23 protein-coding genes are annotated in these 22,142 nt (G+C 67.2%); 16 read left to right on the top strand and 7 right to left on the bottom strand.

The genetic code is table 11. The annotated features are described in order from the left end of the window. Positions 1–62 precede the first annotated feature (62 nt). Entirely contained in the window at positions 63–437 is a 375-nt protein-coding gene (locus KM295_RS04045) for a winged helix-turn-helix domain-containing protein (protein WP_256028596.1), read from the bottom strand. A gap of 119 nt (positions 438–556) precedes the next feature. On the opposite strand from KM295_RS04045, the gene KM295_RS04040 reads away from it, so the two are divergent. Beyond that, the gene (locus KM295_RS04040) at positions 557–1,204 is read left to right on the top strand and encodes a helix-turn-helix domain-containing protein (protein WP_256028595.1); all 648 of its coding nucleotides are present in this window, start codon (positions 557–559) and stop codon (positions 1,202–1,204) included. Positions 1,205–1,210: 6 nt separating this feature from the next. On the opposite strand, the gene KM295_RS04035 is transcribed toward KM295_RS04040, so the two are convergent. Beyond that, positions 1,211–1,357, bottom strand: coding sequence for a DUF7560 family zinc ribbon protein (locus KM295_RS04035; RefSeq protein ID WP_256028594.1), 147 nt, complete (start codon positions 1,355–1,357; stop codon positions 1,211–1,213). Between the two features lie 134 nt (positions 1,358–1,491). On the opposite strand from KM295_RS04035, the gene KM295_RS04030 reads away from it, so the two are divergent. From KM295_RS04030 to KM295_RS04020, 3 genes are all read left to right on the top strand, one after another. Further along, a complete protein-coding gene (locus KM295_RS04030; RefSeq protein ID WP_256028593.1) occupies positions 1,492–1,731 on the top strand; it encodes a DUF7120 family protein in 240 nt (79 codons plus the stop codon). Between the two features lie 93 nt (positions 1,732–1,824). After that, on the top strand, positions 1,825–2,619 hold the full coding sequence (locus KM295_RS04025; RefSeq protein ID WP_256028592.1) for a class I fructose-bisphosphate aldolase: 795 nt from the start codon (positions 1,825–1,827) through the stop codon (positions 2,617–2,619). Beyond that, positions 2,620–3,480 (top strand): class 1 fructose-bisphosphatase, encoded by an 861-nt coding sequence (locus KM295_RS04020; protein ID WP_256028591.1) that lies wholly within the window; start codon positions 2,620–2,622, stop codon positions 3,478–3,480. A 6-nt stretch (positions 3,481–3,486) separates the two neighbouring features. Here KM295_RS04020 and KM295_RS04015 read toward each other — a convergent pair whose 3' ends face one another. Next, entirely contained in the window at positions 3,487–3,993 is a 507-nt protein-coding gene (locus tag KM295_RS04015) for a DedA family protein (protein ID WP_256028590.1), read from the bottom strand. Between the two features lie 99 nt (positions 3,994–4,092). Between KM295_RS04015 and KM295_RS04010 the strand changes: the two genes are divergently transcribed. From KM295_RS04010 to KM295_RS03975, 7 genes are all read left to right on the top strand, one after another. Further along, on the top strand, positions 4,093–4,620 hold the full coding sequence (locus tag KM295_RS04010; RefSeq protein WP_256028589.1) for a redoxin domain-containing protein: 528 nt from the start codon (positions 4,093–4,095) through the stop codon (positions 4,618–4,620). Between the two features lie 26 nt (positions 4,621–4,646). After that, positions 4,647–5,507 (top strand): HpcH/HpaI aldolase/citrate lyase family protein, encoded by an 861-nt coding sequence (locus KM295_RS04005; RefSeq protein ID WP_256028588.1) that lies wholly within the window; start codon positions 4,647–4,649, stop codon positions 5,505–5,507. Positions 5,508–5,578: 71 nt separating this feature from the next. Next, on the top strand, positions 5,579–6,838 hold the full coding sequence (locus KM295_RS04000) for a Glu/Leu/Phe/Val family dehydrogenase (RefSeq protein ID WP_256028587.1): 1,260 nt from the start codon (positions 5,579–5,581) through the stop codon (positions 6,836–6,838). A 37-nt stretch (positions 6,839–6,875) separates the two neighbouring features. Then, positions 6,876–8,057, top strand: coding sequence for a lycopene cyclase (locus tag KM295_RS03995; RefSeq protein ID WP_418904738.1), 1,182 nt, complete (start codon positions 6,876–6,878; stop codon positions 8,055–8,057). Between the two features lie 63 nt (positions 8,058–8,120). Continuing rightward, positions 8,121–9,092 carry a phosphomevalonate decarboxylase MvaD gene (gene mvaD / locus KM295_RS03985; protein WP_256028586.1) on the top strand — a complete coding sequence of 324 codons (972 nt, stop codon included), beginning with the start codon at positions 8,121–8,123 and terminating at the stop codon, positions 9,090–9,092. Positions 9,093–9,171: 79 nt separating this feature from the next. Then, positions 9,172–11,028 carry a cation:proton antiporter domain-containing protein gene (locus KM295_RS03980; RefSeq protein ID WP_256028585.1) on the top strand — a complete coding sequence of 619 codons (1,857 nt, stop codon included), beginning with the start codon at positions 9,172–9,174 and terminating at the stop codon, positions 11,026–11,028. A gap of 76 nt (positions 11,029–11,104) precedes the next feature. Next, positions 11,105–11,842 carry a DUF429 domain-containing protein gene (locus tag KM295_RS03975; RefSeq protein WP_256028584.1) on the top strand — a complete coding sequence of 246 codons (738 nt, stop codon included), beginning with the start codon at positions 11,105–11,107 and terminating at the stop codon, positions 11,840–11,842. 67 nt (positions 11,843–11,909) lie between these two features. On the opposite strand, the gene KM295_RS03970 is transcribed toward KM295_RS03975, so the two are convergent. Beyond that, entirely contained in the window at positions 11,910–13,019 is a 1,110-nt protein-coding gene (locus KM295_RS03970; protein WP_256028583.1) for a DUF3179 domain-containing protein, read from the bottom strand. A gap of 8 nt (positions 13,020–13,027) precedes the next feature. On the opposite strand from KM295_RS03970, the gene KM295_RS03965 reads away from it, so the two are divergent. Next, positions 13,028–13,450, top strand: coding sequence for a glycosyltransferase family 2 protein (locus tag KM295_RS03965; RefSeq protein ID WP_256028582.1), 423 nt, complete (start codon positions 13,028–13,030; stop codon positions 13,448–13,450). Here KM295_RS03965 and larC read toward each other — a convergent pair. Beyond that, on the bottom strand, positions 13,408–14,775 hold the full coding sequence (gene larC / locus KM295_RS03960) for a nickel pincer cofactor biosynthesis protein LarC (RefSeq protein ID WP_256028581.1): 1,368 nt from the start codon (positions 14,773–14,775) through the stop codon (positions 13,408–13,410). The two genes, KM295_RS03965 and larC, sit on opposite strands and share 43 nt — an antisense overlap. A gap of 151 nt (positions 14,776–14,926) precedes the next feature. Between larC and KM295_RS03955 the strand changes: the two genes are divergently transcribed. After that, entirely contained in the window at positions 14,927–16,450 is a 1,524-nt protein-coding gene (locus KM295_RS03955; RefSeq protein ID WP_256028580.1) for a replication factor C large subunit, read from the top strand. Positions 16,451–16,508: 58 nt separating this feature from the next. On the opposite strand, the gene KM295_RS03950 is transcribed toward KM295_RS03955, so the two are convergent. After that, the gene (locus KM295_RS03950; protein WP_256028579.1) at positions 16,509–18,770 is read right to left on the bottom strand and encodes an NADP-dependent malic enzyme; all 2,262 of its coding nucleotides are present in this window, start codon (positions 18,768–18,770) and stop codon (positions 16,509–16,511) included. Between the two features lie 96 nt (positions 18,771–18,866). Between KM295_RS03950 and KM295_RS03945 the strand changes: the two genes are divergently transcribed. Next, positions 18,867–19,706: a COX15/CtaA family protein gene (locus KM295_RS03945; RefSeq protein ID WP_256028578.1), complete on the top strand. Its 840-nt coding sequence runs from the start codon at positions 18,867–18,869 to the stop codon at positions 19,704–19,706. Positions 19,707–19,759: 53 nt separating this feature from the next. Here KM295_RS03945 and KM295_RS03940 read toward each other — a convergent pair whose 3' ends face one another. Beyond that, a complete protein-coding gene (locus tag KM295_RS03940) occupies positions 19,760–20,818 on the bottom strand; it encodes a hypothetical protein (protein ID WP_256028577.1) in 1,059 nt (352 codons plus the stop codon). A 116-nt stretch (positions 20,819–20,934) separates the two neighbouring features. Between KM295_RS03940 and KM295_RS03935 the strand changes: the two genes are divergently transcribed. Next, on the top strand, positions 20,935–21,213 hold the full coding sequence (locus KM295_RS03935; RefSeq protein ID WP_256028576.1) for a 4a-hydroxytetrahydrobiopterin dehydratase: 279 nt from the start codon (positions 20,935–20,937) through the stop codon (positions 21,211–21,213). 72 nt (positions 21,214–21,285) lie between these two features. Next, the gene (locus tag KM295_RS03930) at positions 21,286–22,107 is read left to right on the top strand and encodes an SDR family NAD(P)-dependent oxidoreductase (protein ID WP_256028575.1); all 822 of its coding nucleotides are present in this window, start codon (positions 21,286–21,288) and stop codon (positions 22,105–22,107) included. Positions 22,108–22,142 lie beyond the last annotated feature (35 nt).

Raw genomic sequence — 22,142 nt, 5'->3', positions numbered from 1 at the left:
GGAAGGTCGGGCGGGCGGTTCGACGGACGGGGATTTATGTACGCCGGTATCGGACGGCACGGTCAATCGGCCGCTTCGGGGTCGGCAGCCCCGGAGAGCCCGACGGTTATCCCGTCGGCCTCCGACAGCGAGACGGTGACGTCCTCGAAGGTCCGGCGGTACTCGCTTGCGTGTTTGCCGTCCGCGCTGATCCGGACCCGCTCTTCGAGCAACCCGGCCTCGGCGAGCCGTTCGACCTTCCGGTAGGTCGTCGATCGGGGGATCTCACAGCGGTCGGTGAGTTCACCGGCGGTCAACGGTTCCTCCGCGGTCGCCTCGAGCAGCGCCCGACAGTCGGGATCCTCGAGGGCGGTGAGGACGGCTTCGGTATCGACCGACCCCCTCTCCCGATCGACGCCGGCCGGTTCGTCGCCCTTCGGACGGAGTTGTGCTGACATTCTATATGCTACTACGGCATGAACAGTTGGGTAGTCCGGCCCTCACAATAGTGGTAGTTTATATATCCACCGGGGTGCGAGGAAACAGACTTAGGTTGCCGGAGCCGTAACCAGATCCGATGGGCTCCGGGATCCGCGCCGAGATCCGCGTCGACGCCGACGGTACCTGCCCGGTCGTCGAGGGGGCCGTCTCCGCGGGGTCGCCGTCGTACTCGATCGTCAGGAGCACGACCGCGGACGGGGCGGACCGCATCGTCGAGGAGTTCATGATCGACAGCGACGGGGCGCCGACCGCGAGCCGCGAACTGACGAAGGTGTTCGATTACGGCTCGAAGTCGATGTACCGGTTCGACCGCAAGCGGGGCCGCGGGTGTCCCTGTGAATCGATCGAGGCGTTCGACTGTCCGATCGTCGATCTGCACACCCGCGACGGCAGCCTGTATCTCGTCTTTCACGCCGACGACATGGAAACCCTCCGGGGGGTGATCGCGACGCTCAAGGACCGATACCCCGAAGTCGACGTCCGGCGGCTCCTCCGGAGCGAACACGACCGACAGGAGTCGAACCTGATCTTCGTCGATCGGGGGCGGCTGACCGACCGCCAGCGGGAGGTACTCGAGACCGCCCACCGGATGGGCTACTTCGAGCATCCGAAGGCGGCCAACGCTGGGGAGGTGGCCGAGGCGCTCGGTATCACGACGGCGACGTTCTCGGAGCATCTCGCGGCCGCCCAATCGAAGCTTCTGGACGCTATCCTCGACGTGTAGGCGTCCCTACACCGTGAATGCGTCCGTCGTGACCGTCGTGCCACACAGGACACAGCCGTGGCGGACGAGCGCCCGCCGGATCGGCGGATCGGCGGGAACGCTCCCGTGACACGCCGGACGGACGAACCGTCGGTCGACACCGTCGCGGCTCACAGACGGAGAGACGGCCCGCGTTTATATATCGGCCCCCGTCGTTCCCATCGGCCGGGGGATAACGGCCGAGATCGGCCGGAAATCGGTTTGCTGTCAACACAGGGCTTACAACAGAGAGCCGCAAACCCCCACCCATGCCCGAAATAGAAGTCTCGCTCCCGGACCGCATCGACAGCGAGATCGCCCGGCTGGTAGAACAGGGGGAGTTCCTCAACCGCGAGCAGGCCGTCGAGGAACTCCTCTCGATGGGTGTCTCGGCGTACGCGCCCGCCGAAACGACCGACGAGCCCGATCAGAACCTCTTTACACAGATGACCGAGGATCAAAAGGACCCGGCGGCACGCGGCGACGACGGCGACGAGTACACCCTCTAGGGACCGGAGGCGGCGCCCGATCCCGGACCGGACCGAACACCGTCGTCCCGGCGGACCAGAATCTTCTTTGTCCGTCTCGTCGGACGTACGCCCATGATACCGATCGACGACACGCCGCTGTGTCGGGACGGGAAACTGCTCATCCTCGCGTACGATCACGGGCTCGAACACGGCCCCGTCGACTTCGAGGACGTCCCCGAAAGCGCCGATCCGGAACGGACCTTCGAGGCGGCGACCCACCCCGCCGTGACGTCGGTCGCCGTCCAGAAGGGGATCGCCGAGGCCTACTACCCGAGCTACGAGGGCGACGTCGACCTGCTCGCGAAGCTCAACGGCACCTCGAACCTCTGGATGGGCGAGCCGGACTCGGCGGTCAACTGCTCGGTCGAGTACGCCGCCGAACTCGGCGCCTCCTCGGTCGGCTTTACGCTGTACGGCGGCTCGAACCACGAGATCGAGATGGCCGAGGAGTTCCGAACGGCCCAGGAGGCCGCCCGCGAACACGGGCTGCCGGTCGTGATGTGGTCGTACCCGCGCGGCCAGGGGCTGAAAAACGACACCAAGCCCTCGACGATCGCCTACGCCGCCCGGCAGGCGCTGGAACTCGGTGCCGACGTCGCGAAGGTCAAACACCCGGGCAGTCGGTCGGCGATGGAAGACGCCGTCCGGATGGCCGGCAAGACCAAGGTCGTCATGTCCGGCGGCTCCAAGCGGAGCGACCGGGCGTTCCTCGAGAGCGTCAAACAGACCATCGACGCCGGCGGGAAGGGGCTGGCTGTCGGCCGGAACGTCTGGCAACGGGAGAACCCCGAACGGATCCTCGACGCCCTCGAGCAGGTCATCTTCGAGGAAGCGAGCGTCGAGGAAGCGCTCGCGGCCGCCGAATAGATGACCGCCTCCGACACCGTCGAGGCCGTCTTCAAGGCCGTCGCCGCGAGCGCTCCCGACGTCCGGGACGGTCTCGCCGGCCGACGCGTCTACGAATCGACCGACAACCCCACCGGGGATCGACAGCTCGCGGCCGACGTCTACGCCGACGAACTGCTCGAGGAACGCCTGCTCGAGATTAAACGAGTCGGCGGCTACGCCAGCGAGGAACGCGAATCCGTCATCGAGGCCGAGGCCGAGGGCGAGTATCACGTCGCCTGCGACCCGCTCGACGGCTCCTCGAACCTCAGATCGAACAACACGATGGGGACGCTCGTCGGCGTCTACGAGGAGCCGCTGCCGGCGGCCGGCCGCGATCTGGTCGCCTCGGGGTTCGTCCTCTATGGCCCGATCACGACGATGGTCACCGCCCGCGAGGGCACTGTCACCGAGTCGGTCATCGGGGACGACGGAACGAGACGGACCGTCGAGACGGATCTAACGCTTCCCGGGGCGCCGACCGTCTACGGGTTCGGCGGCCGCGTCCCCCAGTGGTCCGGGGAGTTCGCCGGCTACGTCGAAACCGTCGCCGAGGAGCTCAAGCTCCGGTACGGCGGCGCGATGATCGGGGACGTAAATCAGGTGCTCACCTACGGCGGGATCTTCGGGTATCCGGGCCTCGAGGACCGCCCCGAGGGCAAACTCCGGCTGCTGTTCGAGGGCCATCCGATCGCCCACATCGTCGAGACGGCGGGCGGTGGCTCCTCGGACGGCGAGCGATCGTTGCTCGAGTCTGTCCCGGAATCGCTCCACGAGCGGACGCCGCTTTTCGTCGGCAACGAAGAGTACGTCGATCGTCTCGAGGCGGCGCTTTCGGGCTGATCGGGGTCAGGAGAGCCCGACGGCCGCATCGATCCCGACCGCGATCCCGACGAGTCCGACGGAGTACACCGACGTCCCGACGACCGAGGAGGCCGAAAACCGGAGCGTGTCGGTGCCGGTTATTGCGGCCGGCACGGTGAGCGATCCGCGGGTGACCGGCAACGCGTTCGAGAAGGCGACCGCGGGGACCCCCCAGCGGTCGAACCACAGATCGGCGCGGCCCGGGGCGTCCGCCCGGCTGCTCCCGGGGAGCGACTCGAGCGTGAGTTCGGTCCGACGGACGGACACGAAAAGCGCGATCTGCCCGAGCGTCGCCCCGGCGACGGCGACGAGGACGACCGAGACGATCCCGACGGTGTCGCTGCCGAGCGCGAGCACGGTCGCCACGAAGAGCGTCCGGGTGGGGATCAGTTTTCCGACGAGCGCACCCTCGAGGGCGAAGACGATCAGCAACGCCAAGAGCCCGTACTGTGTGGTGAGACCGACTCCGACGTCGATTGCCGCGCCGTACATAGGGTACCTACTGCCGATCGCGTACATAACCTTTCGCCGACCCACGGTAGCGAGCCGCACGTCCGCCAGAGCCTTCCCGACGGCGGCCCGAAACGGCGTATGATACAGGAGGGACAGACCGCCCCCGATTTCGCGCTCCCGGGCGTCGAGGACGGGACACCGGCGGTATACGAACTCTTCCGTCCGATCGGGGAGGGCGAGGCCGTGTTGCTCTGGTTCGTCCCGACGACCTTCCTCCCGACGGCCACCGCCGAACTCCGGGCGGTCGGGGCGGCCGGCTGGCACGACGTTCCCGGTCTCCGGGTGTGGGTGCTCACGATGGACAGCATCTACGCGGCGTCGGCCTACGCCGACCGGTACGACCTCCCGATGGCGTTTCTCGGCGACGCCGGGAGCGCGGCGGGTTACTATGGGGTCGAATACGACGAGTGGGAGGGCCACTACGGGGCGCCGAAACGGGCCGTCTTCCTCGTCGGGGCCGACTGGACGGTCGGGTTCGCCTGGAGCATCGAGGACGCCTTCGGACGGCCGGATCCCTCGCCACTCGAGCGCGTTTCGGGGACGATCGAAGCGCGGTTCCCGGCGGCCGAACCGCCCCCGACCGTCACTTACGGGCAGGAGAGTTGACAAGGGGCGGCGACGTACACGCCGGCATGGCCCGACGAAGCGTGCTCTTTTCGCCCGGCGACGAGCCGGAGTTGATGCGTAAAGCCCCGGCCACGGGGGCCGATACGGTCGTGTTCGACCTCGAGGACGCCGTCGCCCCGGAGCGGAAGGCGGCGGCCCGCGAGGCCGTCAACGGCGTGTTGACCGACCCGTCGTTCGACCCCGACTGTGAGGTCTGTGTCAGGGTCAACCCGGACCGCGAGGCGGCGATCGACGATATCGAGGGGATCGCGGCCGGATCGCCCCGGATCGATTCGGTGATGCTTCCGAAAGCCGAGTCCGCGGGGGACGTCTATGAGCTCTCGGAGGCCATCGAGGGACACGGGCACGGGTACGATCTGCCCGTCCTCGCGATCTGTGAGTCCGCACAGGGGATCCTGAACGCCGAGGCGATCGCGGGAGCCGATCCCGTCGGGGCGGTCCTCTTCGGCGCCGAGGACCTCGCTGCGGACGTCGGCGCGACGCGGACCGAGGAGGGGATCGAAGTCTCCCACGCCCGCCAGCACGTCGTCCTGGCGGCGGGGGCCGCCGGCGTCGACGCGATCGACACGCTCGTGACCGATATCGAGGCGACCGACCGGCTCAGGGAGGAAACCGCGTTCGCGAGACGGCTCGGGTACGACGGCAAGATCGCGATCCATCCCGCACAGGTCGGCGTCATCAACGGGGCGTTCACACCCGAACCCGAGGAGATCGAGTGGGCGCGGACGGTCCTTTCGGCCGCCGAGGAGGCCGACGCGAGCGGGCGGGGTGTCTTCCGGGTCGACGGCGAGATGATCGACGCGCCGCTGATCGCGCGTGCGGAAGACATCGTAGAGCGTCACCGCGCTGCGGCCGACGACGTGTGAACGGGTTTCGGACATTTAAACGTACGAATCAAGTTGTAAGAGTTAAACAACGGCTGTTCGATAGTGGAAGTATGTCAGAGGACGCGAACCCATTCGAGAGCCTCCAGGAGCAGATAGACGACGCCGCCGAACACATCGACGTCGGCGCGGACGTACTCGAACGGCTCAAGAACCCCGAACGCGTTCTGGAAACGAACCTTTCGGTCGAACTCGATGACGACTCGGTCGGCGTCTTCCGGGCCTACCGCTCGCAGTTCAACGGCGACCGCGGCCCGTATAAAGGCGGGATCCGGTATCATCCCGGCGTCACCCGCGACGAGGTGAAAGCGCTGTCGGGGTGGATGGTTTATAAATGCGCCGTCGTCGATATCCCCTACGGCGGCGGAAAGGGCGGCATCGTCATCGATCCCGCCGGGTACTCGGATTCGGAACTCGAACGGATCACGCGGGCCTTTGGGACCGAACTGCGACCCCTCATCGGCGAGGACCGGGACATCCCCGCACCGGACGTCAACACCGGCCAACAGGAGATGAACTGGATCAAAGACACCTACGAGACGCTCGAAAACACCACCGAACCGGGCGTCGTCACCGGGAAGGCGATCGAATCCGGGGGGTCGCTGGGGCGCGTCGAGGCGACGGGACGGTCGACGATGATCACCGCTCGAGAGGCGTTCGATTACTTCGGCAAGGACCTCCCGGGCGCCTCCGTCGCCGTCCAGGGGTACGGCAACGCCGGCAGCATCGCCGCCCGCCTGCTGGATGCGGAACTCGGCGCGAACGTCGTCGCGGTCTCGGACTCCTCGGGGGCGATCTACGACCCCTCGGGCCTCGATCCCGGCGCCGTCAAGGCGTTCAAAAACGAGACCGGCTCCGTGGCGGGATACGACGACGCGGCCGAGGAACTGACCAACGATGAGCTTCTGACCCTGGACGTCGATCTCCTCGTTCCGGCCGCCCTCGAGAACGCGATCGACGAGGATCTCGCCCACGAGGTCGGGGCCGACATCGTCGTCGAGGCGGCCAACGGCCCGCTGACGCCGAAGGCCGACGACGTCCTGACCGACCGGGACGTGCACGTCTTCCCCGATATCCTCGCCAACGCCGGGGGCGTCACGGTCTCGTACTTCGAGTGGGTACAGAACCGCCAGCGCTTCTACTGGACCGAAGAGCGCGTCAACGAGGAACTCGAACGGCACATCGTGGAGGCGTTCGACGGCCTCGTCGAGTGTTACGAGGAACACGATCTGCCGAACTTCCGGACCGCCGCCTACGTCGTCGCGATCCAGCGCGTCCTCGACGCCTACGAGGAAGGCGGTACGTGGCCGTAGGCGACACCGTTAATCCTTCCAAGTGCCATGTTTACACATGGCGCTCGCCCGGCACGGAAGCGGATTACGGAGGGATCTCCGAGCCCTGCTCTCACAGGTCCATCCGGTGTTCATGCTACCGCCGCTCGCCGCGACGTGGTTCGGCGCGGCCGTCGCCGGGGAGTTCTCGATCGAAATCGGAGCGATCCACACGGCCGCGATTTTCTTCGCGGTGTACACGGCGCACGTCAAGGACGGCTACGTCGATTTCTACCGACGCGGCGAGGACGACGACCACCCGATGACGGCCCGGGGCTGTCGTCTCGCGCTCGTCGTCGCCGGTGTCGGGTTCGCTTCGTGTACCGCTGCGCTCGGTTTCGCCGTCGGCCCCGGCGCGGCGCTCGTCACGCTCCCGACGTGGTTCATCGGCTACCTGCACGCACCACAGCTCGATACGAACCCGCTCACCACGACGCTCGGATACCCGACCGGGATCGCTCTCGCGATCCTCGGCGGGTTCTACGTCCAGACGACTGTCGTGACAGCGACGATACTCGGGTTCGCGCTCGTCTTTCTCGTGACGCTCGCCGGAGTGAAGATCGTCGACGACGAACAGGACTACGAGTACGATCGCTCGATCGACAAACGGACCGTATCGGTGCTTTTGGGCCCCGATCTCGGGCGAGCCCTGGCGCGCTATCTCCTGTTTGTAGGTCTCATCGGCGTTCTCTGGGGAACAGTCAGCGGGCTGTTCCCGCCGTTCACATCGGTGGGGGCCCTCGCTTTCGGCGCGGTCGCCCTCGTGGCCGTACGGGCGCCGTCGACGCTCTCGACTATGCTTTTGATCCGGGGGGCCTACGTCTTTCTCGCCGTTCTGTTCGTCGCGGTCTGGTTTCGACCGCTGGCCGGATCGTCGCTCCCGGATATCACCGTCTTCGGGCCGTACACGTACCTCCTCACGGAGTTTCTCTTCGGGACGATCGCACTCGTATTGCTCCGCTACGCCGGGGCGTTTCGGAGCGCGGCCCGGACGATCGCCGCGCTGTATCCGATCGCGTACCTGTGGGACTGGTACACGCTGGAGGTGGGCGTCTTCGAGATCCCGATGCGAACCGGCTACGACCTGGTCGGGATCCCGATCGAAGAGCACGTATTCATGATCGTGGTTCCGGCACTCGTCATCGGGATTCACGAGACGATCGGGAAGCTTTCTCCGGGTCCGGTCGACGACGCATCATGAAAGCGCACCCACACGGCGGGAGACTAACGAAAGGTCAAAGACGCGTCCCTCGCAGGGATCTGTATGAAAGCGACCGCCAAGGCCCACCCGATCCAGGGGCTCGTCAAGTACCACGGGATGCGAAACGAGGAACTGCGGCTCCCATATCACGACTCGATCTCGGTCTGTACCGCGCCGAGCCACACGAGGACCACCGCCGAGTTCGACCCCGATCGGTCGGCCGACGAGTACGTCGTCGACGGCGAACGGGTTGACGACCGCGGTGCCGAACGGCTCGAAGGCGTCGTCGATCACGTCCGGGAACGCGCCGGTATCGACCACCGGGTCCGTTTCGAGTCGGTCAACGACTTCCCGACGAACATCGGATTCGGCTCCTCGGCGTCGGGCTTTGCCGCCGCCGCCGTCGCGCTCGCGACGGCCGCCGGCCTCGAGTTGGACCGGCCGGAGCTATCGACCATCGCCCGCCGGGGCTCCGCGTCGGCGGCCCGCGCGGTCACCGGCGCTTTCTCGCATCTCCGAACGGGGCTCGACGACGCCGACTGTCGCTCCGAGCGGATCGAGACCGGCCTCGAGGACGATCTCCGGATCGTCGCCGCCGAGATCCCGGCGTTCAAACACACCGCCCAAGCCCACGAGGAGGCCGCCGACAGCCACATGTTCGGGGCCCGGATGGCACACATCCACGAACAGATCGCGACGATGCGGAACGCGCTCCGGGAGGAAGACTTCGATCGTGCCTTCGAACTCGCCGAACACGACTCGCTGTCGCTGGCCGCGACGACGATGACCGGTCCCTCGGGGTGGGTCTACTGGCAACCCGAGACGCTCGAAGTGTTCGAGACCGTCCGGACGCTACGGGAGGACGACGTTCCGGTCTACTTCTCGACGGACACCGGCGCGTCGGTGTACATAAACACCACAGTCGATCACGTCGACCGGGTCGAAAGCGAGATCGCGGATCTGGGGATCGACACTCGCGTCTGGGGGGTCGGTGGCCCGGCGACGGTTCTCGAGGAAAGCGACGCGCTGTTTTGAACAGACCGGGTGCGCGTCGGTCAACTCGGGTCGGATACACAAGCACATAACTACCTTCGAACCTGTAATCGGATCATACGTGTCCGCCAGCCTATTACCAGTCATCGCGGCCGTCCTGGTTTCGGGACTCGCCATACAGCTGCTCGCCCACCGGCTGAAGATCCCGAGCGTCGTGTTCTATCTCCTCGTCGGCGTCGCGCTGGGGCCGGAAGGGATCGGGCTCATCACGCTGGAGACGTTCGGGAGCGGCCTCGAGACCATCGTCGGGCTCAGCGTGGCGATCATCGTCTTCGAGGGCGCCTTCGCGCTCCGGATCGAACGGATCCGGGGGGCCTCAACGGTGTCGTTCCGGCTGGTGACGATCAGCGCCGCCGTCATGTTCCTGGGGACGACCGCGGCGGTCCGGCTCTTCGAGGGGGCCGACTGGGAGGTCGCGCTCCTCATCGGGGCGTTGCTCGTCGCGACCGGACCGACCGTCATCACGCCGATCCTCGAAGTCGTCCGGGTCAGGGACCACGTCGCCACCGCCCTGGAGACCGAGGGCATCGTCAACGACGTGACCGCCGCGATCGTTGCCGTGGTCATCTTCGAGACGCTTTTGCTCGACGATCTGGGCGTCCCCACGACCGTCCTCTCGTTTTTACGGCGGCTCGGCGTCGGGGTGGCGGCCGGCGTGCTCGCGACCGTCGTGATATACTACCTCCTGAACAGCGATCTCGTCCCCCAACGTGACGTACAGGCCTCTCAGTTCCTCGTCTTGGCGGCGGCGGTCGGAGCCTTCGCGGCCGCCGAGGTCGTCGCGGCCGAGGCCGGTATCGCGGCCGCCGCGACCAGCGGGATCGCACTCGGGAACCTCGATCTCGACAACAGAGAGGAGATCGAGCAGTTCACACAGAACACGACGCTCATCGTTCTCTCGTTCGTGTTCATCTCGCTTGCGGCCCTGATCGACATCGAAGCGATCGTCGGGCTCGGGGCCGGCGTAGTGGCGATCGTGCTCGCAGTCATGCTCGTGTTCCGGCCGCTGGGAGCGGTTATCGCGACCGTGGGCGTCGAGCGCTTTACGTGGCCCGAACGGCTGTTCATCGCCGGCGTCGGCCCCAGGGGGATCATCCCCGCCAGCGTGGCGACGCTTTTCGCGATCGAACTCGAGTTGGCGGGCAACATCGAAGCCGGACAGCTTCTGGTCGGGACGGTGTTCGCCGTCATCTTCGCGACGGTCGCGATCGAGGCCGGGCTCGCCCGACAGATCGGGGACTTTCTCGGAGTATCACCAATGCGTACAATAATCATCGGCGGCGGTCGGGTCGGCCGGACGCTCGCCAAACGACTGGAGAACAGAGGCGAGTACGTCGTCGTCGTCGAGAACGACGACGTTCAGATCGAACGCGCGCGCACGGAGGGACTCACTGTCTACGAGGGCAACGGCGGCGATACGGAGACGCTGCGTCGGGCTGGGATCGAGGACGCGAAGTGGTTCGTCGCGGCGACCAGAGACGACGACATCAACCTGCTGGCGTGCCAGCTCGCCAACACCACGTTCGACATCGGGCCGGTGTACTCGCGGGTGAACGAACCGGACAACATCGAGGCGTTCGAAAGCATCGGCGTGACCGCCGTCGACTCACCGACGGCGACCGCGGCCGCCCTCGACGACGAGATCGAACGGCCGGCCCTCGCTCACTGGATGAACGAACTCGGTGACGGCCACGACGTCCAAGAGACCGGGGTGACCGCGGAGCACCTCGTCGGCCGGAGCATCCGCGAACTCAACGAGGACATCCCGGACGGCGCTATCGTCGCCGTCATCGGACGCAACGGCGAAACCCGGGTCCCGGACGCCGACGACGTCCTCGAGTACGGCGACCGCGTCACCTTTATCGGTGACAGTACGGCCGTCGGACGGGCGGTCGAACGGTTCCATCCTCACGAGTAGTGGCCGTCAGCCACACGTTAGCCGCCCGTCGGACGCCGGCGACACACATACGTAGCCGGCGCGGTAGATCGTAGCCGTGAGCGATTACTACGTCGGCGCCGTCGCTCGGGATGGCGTCTGGCTCGCGGTCGCCTACACGGCCGAGGGCTACGAGCACACGGCGGTCCTCGACGGCGTCGGCGAGCTGTGGACGCGCTACGAGGAGACGGCCGCCCGGATCGCCGTCGACGTGCCGGTCGGGCTCGGATCGACGACGGCCCCCCGGCCGAACGAGCGGGCCGCCCGAAAACTGCTGGGCGAGCGAAGCGACGCGATCGTTCCGGCGCCGGTCCGTGAGGCCGCCAGAAAGCAACGCTACCGGACGGCTGCCCGGGTCCACGAACGGAAAACCGGCCGCGAGCTTTCCCGGAGGTCCTTCGAGTCTGCGACCCGGACGGCCGCAGTCGACGAGTTCCTCGACGCGATCGACGAGGCCCGACCGGTGTTCGTCGAGGCCCATCCCGAAGTCTGCTATCTGGCCTTCGCCGGCGAGCCGATGGGGGATCCCCCCGACGTCGCCGGTGGCTACGCCGAGCGGATGCGTACGCTGGCGGAGTTCGACCGGGACGCGCCGCCGACGGTCCAGTCGGTCGCCGAGGCGACGGCCGGCCATCCGATCCCGATCGAGGCCGTCGTCGACGCCGCCGCGATCGGGCTGACGGCCCGGCCCGGCCCCGGTGAACTCCGATCGCTTCCGGCCGACCCGCCCGAGGACGACCGCGGCCTCGAGATGCGGTACGTCTATCGGGGCGAAACGTCGCTTTCGGTGGAGTGATCTCCGATCAGTTCCAGTAGCGGTGTCAGTATCACTCCCCGTATCAGTATCACTCCCCGTATCAGTATCACTCTCCGTACCCGTACACCGTCGTGTCGGGGCGGAAGTTCGACCACCCGCGCCAGAACATCGGCGGGTACTCGTTGGCCCGTTCGAGGCGGGTCCCCGCGTGAGGGCCGTCGACCGCCACGCCCGTCGAGCGTTCGAACCGCGAGCCGGCCAGTTCGAAATACCGTTCGCCGGCGGGGGTTGCCGCGCGCTCGCGGCCCTCGAGGCGCCGATCGTAGGCAACGAGCGTCCCGTCGGGTGTGACCGCGACCACGACGGGACGCTCGCCGACCGTGTCCATGAGGACGTCACGCTCACTGACGATATCGAACGGATAGGCCCGCGTCACCGTCCCGTCGGAGACGCCGACGACCATCGTTCGCACGCTCGGTTCCCCGTCCGGATCGAACCCGACGAGCTGCAGTTCATCCCGGTAGCTGTACTTCGATCTGAAGTAGGGGAACCGTCCCCGGCCGCCGCCGATGACCTCCGAACGGGGTGGCGGGAGCAACACCGCCGTATCCGGGTGTGTCCGCCGCCACTCTCCCCACGACGACAGCGTCGAGCGGACGGTATCGAGCCGCGAGCCGGTCTGTGGCCCCCGGATCGCGGTCGCGTATATCTGACTCCAGAGGCTCTCGGTCGCCGCGTCGTACAACACGAGGTTCTTCCGCCAGAGCCGCCCCGAGACGCCGAAGATCGTCGGGTCGCCGGCGACGACACGCTCGATGACGACGCTGCTTCCGCACAGCACACAGTAGGTCACCGCGATCGGCCCCCCGAAGTGGTCGTTGACGACCTCGTGCCAATCGAGGACCCGGAGGGGATACGCCCGGGCTGCGCCGTCGCGTTCGACGCCGACGACGGCCGTTTCGTCCGGCAGCGTCGGGTCCTCGATTCCCTCGGGATCGAGCCCGCTCCAGTCGGGAGCGAACGCCGGCTCGACGATCGCGGGGATCCCGTCCTGCGGGAGCGGGGTCTCCATCTCGCCGGACGGGACCGGCAGATCCACGTCCGAAAGGGGATCGGCGGCCGCCTCGTTTTCCCCGCCGTCGTTTCGGTACCCGACGACACAGCCGGCGCTCGACACGGCGGCCGCCGTCAGCCCGAGGAACCGCCGGCGTTTCATACGGGGACGTGACGGGAGGGCGAACAAAAGCGCCACGGGGTGGTGTACGGCGGTTACAGAGCAGCGAGGCGGCCCCGACCGGCATCGTCTTTTCGTTTCTCGTGACGCTCAGCGGCGTCATGCTCGTCCGGGATGTCTACGGCGGGCGCGATCACGACGCGCGTCTCCTCGAGTGCGCCCGGATCGCGGCGATCGTCCCGGCATACCGCGATGCCGACGTGATCGACGAGGGCGTCGAGACGCTTTTCGCGTCGAACTATCGAAACCTCGAAATCGTCGTCGTGGGCGAACCGGGCGACGAGCCGACGCTTTCGGCTTCGAGTACGTCCTCAGTTGGGACGGCGAGTGATATTAGATACAGAAGGCCGGGGGATGCGGCCCGTTCCGATCACTCCCGGTCGGACTTCCGGTCGTGGTTCCGCTCCCGATAGGCTGTCTCGGCCCGCCGCAGGACGTCCCTGACCGGCAGCCCCGTCCGCTCGGCGACCGCCAGAGCGTCGTCGTACTCGGCGCTGACGTCGTAGACCTCGCCCGCGTCGTCGGCCGCGGTCTTGACCGCCACCTCGTAGGTGTCGCCGTCGACGGCGAGTTCGACCGTCCCGAAGGAGCGATCCGCGATCCAGCGATGCCGGGTCGCCGTCTCCCGGACCCCGAGCGTCCCCGTCTCGGCCGCGAGCAACCTCGCGACAGCGTCGACGTCTTCGGGTTTGACGACGACCTTTATCAGGTGGCCGGGGCGGGATTTCTTCATCGTCGCCGGGAGGACCGTCACGTCGCGTGCGCCGGCGTCGGCGAGCCGTTCCTGAAGCGCCCCGAGCGTCTCCGGGGTCGCGTCGTCGACGTTGGTCTCGAGCATCCGGATGTCGTCCCCGAGGAGACGTCCGGCGGCCTCGCCGACGGTCGCTTTGAGCACGTTCGGGCGGTCCTCGAAGAACTTGTCTCCGGCCCCGTAGCCGACCGACGCCACCGACAGCGGCGGCAACGAGTCGACGCCGTCGGCGACGTGGGCGAGTATCGCCGCGCCGGTAGGCGTCAGAAGCTCTGTCTCGATCGGCCCGCCGGTAAGGGACCACGACGCCGCCGCCACGATGTACGAGACCGCCGGCGCCGGAACCGGATAGATCCCGTGGCTCATCGAGACCTCGCCGCCGCCGGCGGCGACCGGCGTCGTCATGACCCGATCGACGTCGAGATCCTCGAGTAGCAGCGCCGCGCCGACGATATCGGCGATCGCATCGTCGGCCCCGACCTCGTGGAAGTGGGTCTCCTCGAGGTCGGTTCCGTGGACGCGGGCCTCGGCCTCCCCGAGCAACCGGAAGATGGCGGTCGCGTCGGATTCGACCGAAGCCGGGAGATCCATCCCGGCGACGATCTCGCGGCACTCGGCGTAGGTCCGGTTCGGGCCGCCTCCCTCGGCGTGCTCCCGGTCGCCGTCGTGGGTGTGGCTGTGGTTGTGGGTGTGGCTGTGATCGTGGGCGGGTTCGTCCCCATGTTCGTGCGTATGGTCCTCCTCGTCGTGCTCGTGGCTGTGATCGTGGCTGTGGCCGTCGCTGCCGGTCCCGTCGTCTCCGGCCAACAACACGTCGACCGTCGTCGCTTCGATCCCCTTTCTCGTCGTCTCACCGATCCGGTACTCGACGTCGAGGGCGTCCTCGACGGGGGCGAGAACGTCGGAATCGGCGCCGGCGGCGACGAGCGCGGCGAGGATCATATCGCCGCTGGCGCCGGTCCGGCCGTCGAAGGCGAGCGTTCGCATGCCGACCGTTCGGGTCGCCGCCGCGAAAAAGGGCGCGGTCGGAGGCGGACAGGGACGGTCGGACGGGCAGGGCGGGCGAACAGGGGACGACCGGCGACGCCGGGACGTCCCGTCCGCAACCACTAAACTCGGCTCGCCCCTTCCCCCGGTAATGGCAGACTGGACCGAAAAGTATCGGCCGTCGACGCTCTCGGAGGTCCGCGGCAACGACAAGGCCCGCGACGCCCTGAAGGAGTGGGCCGAGACCTGGGACGACCACGGGGAGGCGGTCGTCGTCCACGGCTCGCCGGGCGTCGGCAAGACCTCCGCGGCCCACGCGCTCGCCGCCGACATGGGCTGGCCGGTGTTCGAGATGAACGCCTCCGATGCGCGCACCAGAGACGAGATCGAGCGGTTCGCGGGGCGGGCCGCGGCGAACTCGACGCTCGAGGGGGGTCGACAGTTGATCGTCCTCGACGAGGCCGACAGCCTCCATCAGCACAAAGACCGGGGCGGGGCGGCGGCGATGACCCGGCTGGTGAAGGACGCGACCCAGCCGATCGTCCTCATCGCCAACGACTACTACGGGATGTCTCGCGGGCTCCGGAGCGCCTGTCAGGAGATCGAGTTCCGCGACGTCTCGGCGCGGTCGGTCGTGCCGGTGCTCAGGGACATCTGTCGACAGGAGGGCGTCGCCTTCGAGGAGGACGTCTTAAAACGGATCGCCGAGGCCAACCGCGGCGACCTCCGGGGCGCCATCAAGGATCTCCAGTCGCGGGTACAGGACGGCCGCGTCGCCGCCGAGGGCAGCGAGGGCGAACGCGATCGGACGGCCGACATCTTCGAGTTTCTCGATGCGGTCCTCAAGGAGGAATCGGCCGAAGAGGCGCTTTCGACCGCATACAGCACCGACGAGACGCCCGACGATCTCCTGCAGTGGATCGAGGACAAGGTCCCGAAGGTCTACGCTGACGACGAGTTGGCCGACGCCTACGAACACCTGGCGAACGCCGACGTGTGGCTCGGGCGGGTGCGCGCGACACAGAACTACACCTACTGGCGGTACGCGACCGACAACGTCGCCGCCGGGGTCGCCGCCGTCCGCCGAACCGATCGGGGCGGGTGGACGCGGTACGGTGGCGCGCCGTACCGTTCCGCGCGGGACTCGACGCGGGATTACATCGCCGAACGGATCGCCGAACGGGCGGGCGTCTCGACGGCGACGGCCCGCCGGGAGATCATGCCGTATCTCGCCGCGATGACACACCACTGTCGCAACCGCGAGTTGACGGTGCGGATGGTCACCCGCTACGATCTGGAGGCCGAACACGTCTCGTTTATTACAGGGTCCGGAAAGACGACCAACAAGGTCGAAGGGATCGTCGCCGAGGCGGCCGAACGGCGGGAGGAGGCGGCCATCGAACACTCCGGCGGGGCGTTCGCACCGGCCGAACCGTCCGATCCCGAATCGGCCGGAGACGGCGATTCCGACGACGCCGGGGAAAACGGCGGGGCGGGCACGCTCGCCGAGTTCGGCACCGGGGCCGGAACGACAGACGAAGGGACCGACGAACGCGGGGAGGGGGCCGACCGTGGAGACGAAGCGACGGCCGACGAAAGCGACGAGAAGGGGGACAACGGGGACGAGGGAGACGATGGAGATGACGGACAGGCGGGGCTGTCCGATTTCATGTGAGCGCCGTCGGGCGCCTCAGAATCGAACGCGGACGATCAGCCGTACGCGATACGACCGATCAATCGTCCGCCTGCGTCTGTGCGTCGACGACGGCGACGCCGGCGAGGTTGACGATGTCTTTGACCTCGTCGCCGCGCTGTAGCACGTGGACGGGTTTGTCCATGCCGACGAGCATCGGCCCGATCGCCTCGGCGCCGCCGAGCCGCTGGAGCAGTTTGTACGCGATGTTGCCCGCCTCCAGGTTGGGGAACACCAACACGTTCGCCGGACCGTCGAGCTCGGAGAACCCGTAGGTCCCACCGAGGATGTCCTCGACGACGGCGGTGTCGGCCTGCATCTCGCCGTCGACCGGGAAGTCGATGGCCGAATCCTCCCGGAGCCGGCGGGCCGCCTCGCGCGGCATCCGGGTTTTCTCGTTGTCGACGCTGCCGAAATCCGAATACGAGAGCAAAGCCGCCCGGGGCTCGACGTTGAACCGGCGGGCGAGGTCGGCCGTCTGCTTTGTCACCTCGGTGAGGACGTCCTCGTCGGGGTTTTGGTTGACCGTCGCGTCGGCGATGAAGATCACCCGGTTTTTGAACGTCAGCATGTACACCCCCGCGGCGTACTCGGATTCGGGATCGGTGCCGACGACCTGCAGCGGCGGCCGCAGCGCCGAGGGGTAGTGGTGCATCAGACCGGTGAGCATGGCGTCGGCGTCGCCCATCTCGACCATCACGCTCCCCAGGTAGTTGCCGTCCTCGATGAGTTCCTCGGCTTCCCGCCGGGTGACGCCCTTGCGCCGTCGAAGCTCGTAGAGCCGCTCGGCGTAGGGCTCGAGGTTGCCCTCCTCGGGGTCGACGATCTCGGGGTCGAAATCCAGCCCGAGGCTCTCGATGTGCGCCCAGACCTCCTCGCGATCCCCGACGAGGACGGGTTCCGCGATGCCCTGATCGACGAGCTGGTAGGCGGCACGGATCATCTTCTCGTCGTCGCCCTCCGCGAGTACCAGCCGCTTGGGGTCGCTTTTCGCCTTGTTCAACACCACTCGCATCATCTCCCGCGATTTCCCGAGCCGGGCTTCGAGCTTTTCGGCGTACGCCTCCAGATCGATCTCCGTCCGGGCACAGCCGCTTTCGATAGCCGCCTCGGCGACCGCCGGCGCGAGTTCGAAGAGGACCCGCGGATCGAGCGGTTTCGGGATGATGTACTCGGGGCCGAACTGCAACGGCTGGTCGCCGTAGGCCTTCACGACCGCGTCGGGGACGTCCTGTTTTGCGAGTTCCGCAAGCGCCTCGGCGGCGGCGATCTTCATCGCCTCGTTGATCTCCGTGGCCCGGACGTCCAGCGCACCCCGGAAAATGAAGGGGAACCCGAGGACGTTGTTGACCTGGTTCGGGTAGTCCGACCGGCCCGTCGCCATGATCACCGTGTCGTCGCGGGCCGCCTTCGCCTGCTCGTAGCCGATCTCGGGATCCGGGTTCGCCATCGCGAAGACGATCGGATCGGCCGCCATCCCCCGGACCATCTCCTCGTCGACGATCCCGCCCGCCGACAGTCCCACCAGCACGTCCGCCCCCTCCATGGCGTCCGCGAGCGTCCCGCCCGGGCCCTCGGTGGCGAACTCCTCTTTGAACTCGTTGATATCGCCCGATTCGGCGCGGGATTCGGTGATGATCCCGGTGGAATCACACATCGTGATGTTGTCGGGATCGACACCAAGCGAGACGTAGAACCGCCCCGTCGAGATGGCCGAGGCACCGGCACCGGAAAAGACGACCTCGATGTCCGAGAGGGACTTGCCGGCGATCTCGACGGCGTTCAAAAGCGCCGCCCCCGAGATGATCGCCGTCCCGTGTTGGTCGTCGTGAAACACCGGCACGTCCATCTCCTCGCGGAGCCGCGACTCGATCTCGAAACACTCGGGCGCCTTGATGTCCTCTAAGTTGATCCCGCCGAACGTTGGCTCCATCGCGCTGACCGAGTCGACGATCGCCTCGGGGTCCTCCTGGTCGAGTTCGATGTCGAAGACGTCGATGTCGGCGAAACGTTTGAACAGCACCCCTTTCCCCTCCATGACGGGTTTCGAGGCCTGGGCACCGATGTCGCCGAGCCCCAACACGGCCGACCCGTTCGAGACCACTCCCACCATGTTCCCCTTCGCCGTGTACGTGTAGGCATCCTCGGGGTTCTCGTCGATGGCGCTGCAGGGCGCCGCCACGCCCGGCGAGTACGCCAACGAGAGGTCACGCTGGGTGTTCGTGGGCTTCGTCGTCGATATCTCGATCTTCCCCGGCGGATCGATCCGGTGATACTCCAGTGAATCCTCGTCGATTCCCATAGTGACCTCCCGTCCAGTAGATTCAAAAAGGTATCCACGTGCCGCTCCGGTTCCCGTTCCGAGTCATATATATCGATCCCGGTCCGAGTTCGATTCATGGATGTCCGTCGGCTGCTGCTTGCGACCACGGTCGCGACGGCACTTACCGCTCTCATGGGCGTACTAACCGCGACTGCCGGCGCGGGGCTGACCTGCGAAGCACGGTGGCCGCTGTGTGACGGCGCCGTCTTCGGCCTGTTCCCGGCGAACTTCATGTCGTTCGTCGAGTGGTTCCACCGGCTGATCGCGATGGTGACCGGATTTCTGATCGTCGGTTCGACGGTCACGGTCTGGCGGGCTGGCGCCCGCCGCCGTGTGCGCGTCGCGACGCTCGCCGCCATGCTTTTGACGCCGCTGCAGATCGTCTTCGGAGCGTTTACCGTCCTCGTCAACGAGTTCGTCTTCGGGTATTCGGTGCTCGTATTGACGCTTCACTTCGGGCTTGCGTCGCTCATCCTCGGGCTGCTCGTTGCCGCGACCGTCTGGAGCTACGGCGAAACGTCGTCGGTCTCGCCGGGCCACGTCAGACGGGCCGGCACGCTCGCGCTTTTGTTCTTCCCGGTCGTGGTCGTTCTTACGCCCCGGTTGCTCTTTACGTTCGGCGAGGTCGTCCAGTTCATCTATTACGGACTCGGCTTCGCGATGTTCGCTGCCCTGACGATCGTCGCGCTGTGGGGACGCGAACTCGGGCTCCGTGCCGTCGCCGCCACCGGCGGACTGGCGGCGGTCCTGATGGTCGGACAGCTCGTCGTCGCCAGACGGGCCTTCGGCGACAGGGGACAGCTTCTCGTTCTGGGGATCCTGTTCGTGGCGTTCGGGCTAACTTTCGCGGCGGTCTGGCAGGTTCGGGGCCTCGAGGCGGCTCCGCCGGCGGCACCGTCGACGGCGGACGATTGACGACGCGGCTCGGCTCGGTCCGGCGACGACCGACGACGTTGCGACGCTCTGAATCAGACATCGCTGATCATCAAACGGGCCTCGTAGTACCGCCCGCGATACCGATAAAAACGGAGCCAGCTCGCGACCTCCCGTCCGTCCGGAAGCGACGCGTCCGCCAGCTCGAGGTCCTCAAGGAGGCGCTCGAAGGCGTCCGACAGCGGCTCCCCCTCGCGGTACGTCGCGGGGCCATCCGCGGCGTCGGCCGACTCTGAGAGGATCTCCGCGACCGCCTCGGGGACGGTGTCGCCGTACTCGACGGCGACGTGTTCCGAACGGACGTGAGAGACGAACTCCGACTCCGATTCCGCGGTCGGTCGCAGTTCGTGGACGTACCGGGTCGTCGTGACAGACTCCGTGGTCGCGTGGAGCCGGAGGACGAGTTCCTCGGGGGCCCCGTGGCCTTCCGGTTCGATGCGGACGTACTCGAAGGGCGGCTCCGAGAGCAGGTCGCTTTCGGCCGGGTCCAACGGTTCGAAGAGGACGACGCCGCGTTCCGTCGCGCCCAGCGCCGCGTGATCGCGGTCGGCGACCACCGATCCGACTGCCTCGCTGGTCGCCTCCTCCAGAAGCGCCGCGTCGAACGCTGAGAGCCCGTCGGTCGGGACCTGACGTGGGTCTTCGGGATCGGTCGCGGGGTCGACGCCGTCGGGGAGCGATTCCAGCGGCTCCATCCACACGACCGGCCGATCGAGGGTGACCGGCTCCGGGCTGACCGCGATCCGATCGAAGCCGCCGTCGCGGCGGACGTACACCGGCGCGTAGCCGTCCTCGCCCGTCGGTCGCTCCTCGACAAGCGGGAACTCGACAGACTCGACGCGGCCGTTCGTGTACAGTTCTTCGGCCAGCGTATCGAGGTACCCCTCCGGCCACCGGTAATGGAACCCTCGTGGGTTCGGATCCCAGCCGAACAGTTCCGTCGGGTCGGCGCCCTCCTCCGGTCGGCTCCGGAGGGTGTAGTCGGAGCCGCCAAGGGCGCCACAACCGGCGGCAGCGGCGGCGATCGTCGTCGCAGTCGCTGTCAGGACGAGCCGTCGGGTCGGGTCGGAGAGGGTCGAACGGCGGGGGGACATGTCGGTCGGATCGACCGCGTGGAATATAACGCCACGGGAGACGAAGAGAGCGGTTCGAGCGACACGGCGCCAGGTCGCGGTCAAAGGTTAACTGTCCGCGGACCTATCCCGAAAATATGAGCGACGTACTCTCCGAGGAGGCGATCGAGGCCGGACTGCCCGACGAGTGGGAACGGGAGGGCGAGGAGATCGTCCGCACCTACGAGTTCGACTCGTATCTGGAGGGCGTCGGCTTCGCTGCTGGCGCGGGCGGACTCGCCGAGGAGGCGTTCCACCACCCCGAGATGACGGTCGGCTGGCGGGAGGTCGAGGTCAGGCTGACCACCCACGACGCCGGCGGGATCACCGAAAACGACCTCGATCTCGCCGCCCGGTTCGACGAACTGGCCGACTGACGGGAGGTTCGGACCGCCGACCCGCGCGGGTCGTCGAAAACGGTTTTATCCCGGCCGGTCGTTTCGGGACGTATGTCCGGACGATTGGCAGACGAGACCGCAGTCGTAACCGGCTCCAGCAGCGGTATCGGGGCCGCGATCGCGAAAGGGTTCGCCGAGGAAGGGGCGAACGTCATCACCAACTCGCGCGCGCTCGAACGCGCCGAAACGACCGCGACGGAGATCACCGAGGCGGGCGGGACCGCGACGGCTGTCGAGGCGGACATCTCCGATCCCGACGACGCGAGCCACCTCGTCGACCGGGCCGTCGAAACGTACGGCTCGATCGACATCATGGTCAACAACGCCGGTGTCTCGGTCGTCGACCCGATCGTCGAGTTGGACCCCGAGGACTGGCAACACGTCATCGACGTCAACCTCTCGGGCGTCTTCTACGGCGCACAGGCGGCCGCCCGGCGGATGATCGAGCAGGGAACCGGCGGCCAGATACTCAACATCTCCAGCATGTTCGGCTCCGTCGGCGTGCAGGGGCGGTCCCCGTACAACGCCTCGAAGGCCGGCGTCAACACGCTCACGCAGTGTCTGGCCGTCGAACTCGCCGATCACGATATCTGTGTCAACGCGATGGCCCCCGGCTACGTCGAGACGGAGCTTACCGACCAGACGAAGGAAAGCGACGACCGCGGGACGGAACTCGACCGGGACGATTGGCCCTACTACGGCTACGACGAGACACACGTCGCGAACCGGACCCCGATGGGTCGTTTCGCCACGCTCGAGGAGATGCAGACCGTCGCGCTGTTTCTCGTCGAGGGCGGCCACTACACGACCGGCGAGATCCTCACCGCCGACGGCGGCTGGTCCGCCTTCGGGTGGGGAAGCAAGGCCCGCTGACCGCGCCGTTCCGTTCCGTTCTGTTCCGTTTCGAT

Origin of the sequence: Natronomonas aquatica, from assembly GCF_024449025.1 — an archaeon.
Taxonomy (GTDB): domain Archaea; phylum Halobacteriota; class Halobacteria; order Halobacteriales; family Haloarculaceae; genus Natronomonas; species Natronomonas aquatica.
This window is presented reverse-complemented; position numbering and strand designations above follow the sequence as displayed.

Excerpts from the sequence above, each read along its gene's own strand:
- KM295_RS03950 (WP_256028579.1), bottom strand. The coding sequence starts at position 18,770 with ATGGGAATCGACGAGGATTCACTGGAGTATCACCGGATCGATCCGCCG.
- KM295_RS04040 (WP_256028595.1), top strand. The coding sequence starts at position 557 with ATGGGCTCCGGGATCCGCGCCGAGATCCGCGTCGACGCCGACGGTACC.
- KM295_RS03935 (WP_256028576.1), top strand. The coding sequence starts at position 20,935 with ATGAGCGACGTACTCTCCGAGGAGGCGATCGAGGCCGGACTGCCCGAC.
- KM295_RS03930 (WP_256028575.1), top strand. The coding sequence starts at position 21,286 with ATGTCCGGACGATTGGCAGACGAGACCGCAGTCGTAACCGGCTCCAGC.
- KM295_RS04020 (WP_256028591.1), top strand. The coding sequence starts at position 2,620 with ATGACCGCCTCCGACACCGTCGAGGCCGTCTTCAAGGCCGTCGCCGCG.
- KM295_RS03970 (WP_256028583.1), bottom strand. The coding sequence starts at position 13,019 with ATGAAACGCCGGCGGTTCCTCGGGCTGACGGCGGCCGCCGTGTCGAGC.
- KM295_RS04045 (WP_256028596.1), bottom strand. The coding sequence starts at position 437 with ATGTCAGCACAACTCCGTCCGAAGGGCGACGAACCGGCCGGCGTCGAT.
- KM295_RS04015 (WP_256028590.1), bottom strand. The coding sequence starts at position 3,993 with ATGTACGGCGCGGCAATCGACGTCGGAGTCGGTCTCACCACACAGTAC.
- larC (WP_256028581.1), bottom strand. The coding sequence starts at position 14,775 with ATGCGAACGCTCGCCTTCGACGGCCGGACCGGCGCCAGCGGCGATATG.
- KM295_RS04010 (WP_256028589.1), top strand. The coding sequence starts at position 4,093 with ATGATACAGGAGGGACAGACCGCCCCCGATTTCGCGCTCCCGGGCGTC.
- KM295_RS03945 (WP_256028578.1), top strand. The coding sequence starts at position 18,867 with ATGGATGTCCGTCGGCTGCTGCTTGCGACCACGGTCGCGACGGCACTT.
- mvaD (WP_256028586.1), top strand. The coding sequence starts at position 8,121 with ATGAAAGCGACCGCCAAGGCCCACCCGATCCAGGGGCTCGTCAAGTAC.
- KM295_RS03940 (WP_256028577.1), bottom strand. The coding sequence starts at position 20,818 with ATGTCCCCCCGCCGTTCGACCCTCTCCGACCCGACCCGACGGCTCGTC.
- KM295_RS04005 (WP_256028588.1), top strand. The coding sequence starts at position 4,647 with ATGGCCCGACGAAGCGTGCTCTTTTCGCCCGGCGACGAGCCGGAGTTG.
- KM295_RS04030 (WP_256028593.1), top strand. The coding sequence starts at position 1,492 with ATGCCCGAAATAGAAGTCTCGCTCCCGGACCGCATCGACAGCGAGATC.
- KM295_RS04000 (WP_256028587.1), top strand. The coding sequence starts at position 5,579 with ATGTCAGAGGACGCGAACCCATTCGAGAGCCTCCAGGAGCAGATAGAC.
- KM295_RS03955 (WP_256028580.1), top strand. The coding sequence starts at position 14,927 with ATGGCAGACTGGACCGAAAAGTATCGGCCGTCGACGCTCTCGGAGGTC.
- KM295_RS03995 (WP_418904738.1), top strand. The coding sequence starts at position 6,876 with ATGGCGCTCGCCCGGCACGGAAGCGGATTACGGAGGGATCTCCGAGCC.
- KM295_RS04025 (WP_256028592.1), top strand. The coding sequence starts at position 1,825 with ATGATACCGATCGACGACACGCCGCTGTGTCGGGACGGGAAACTGCTC.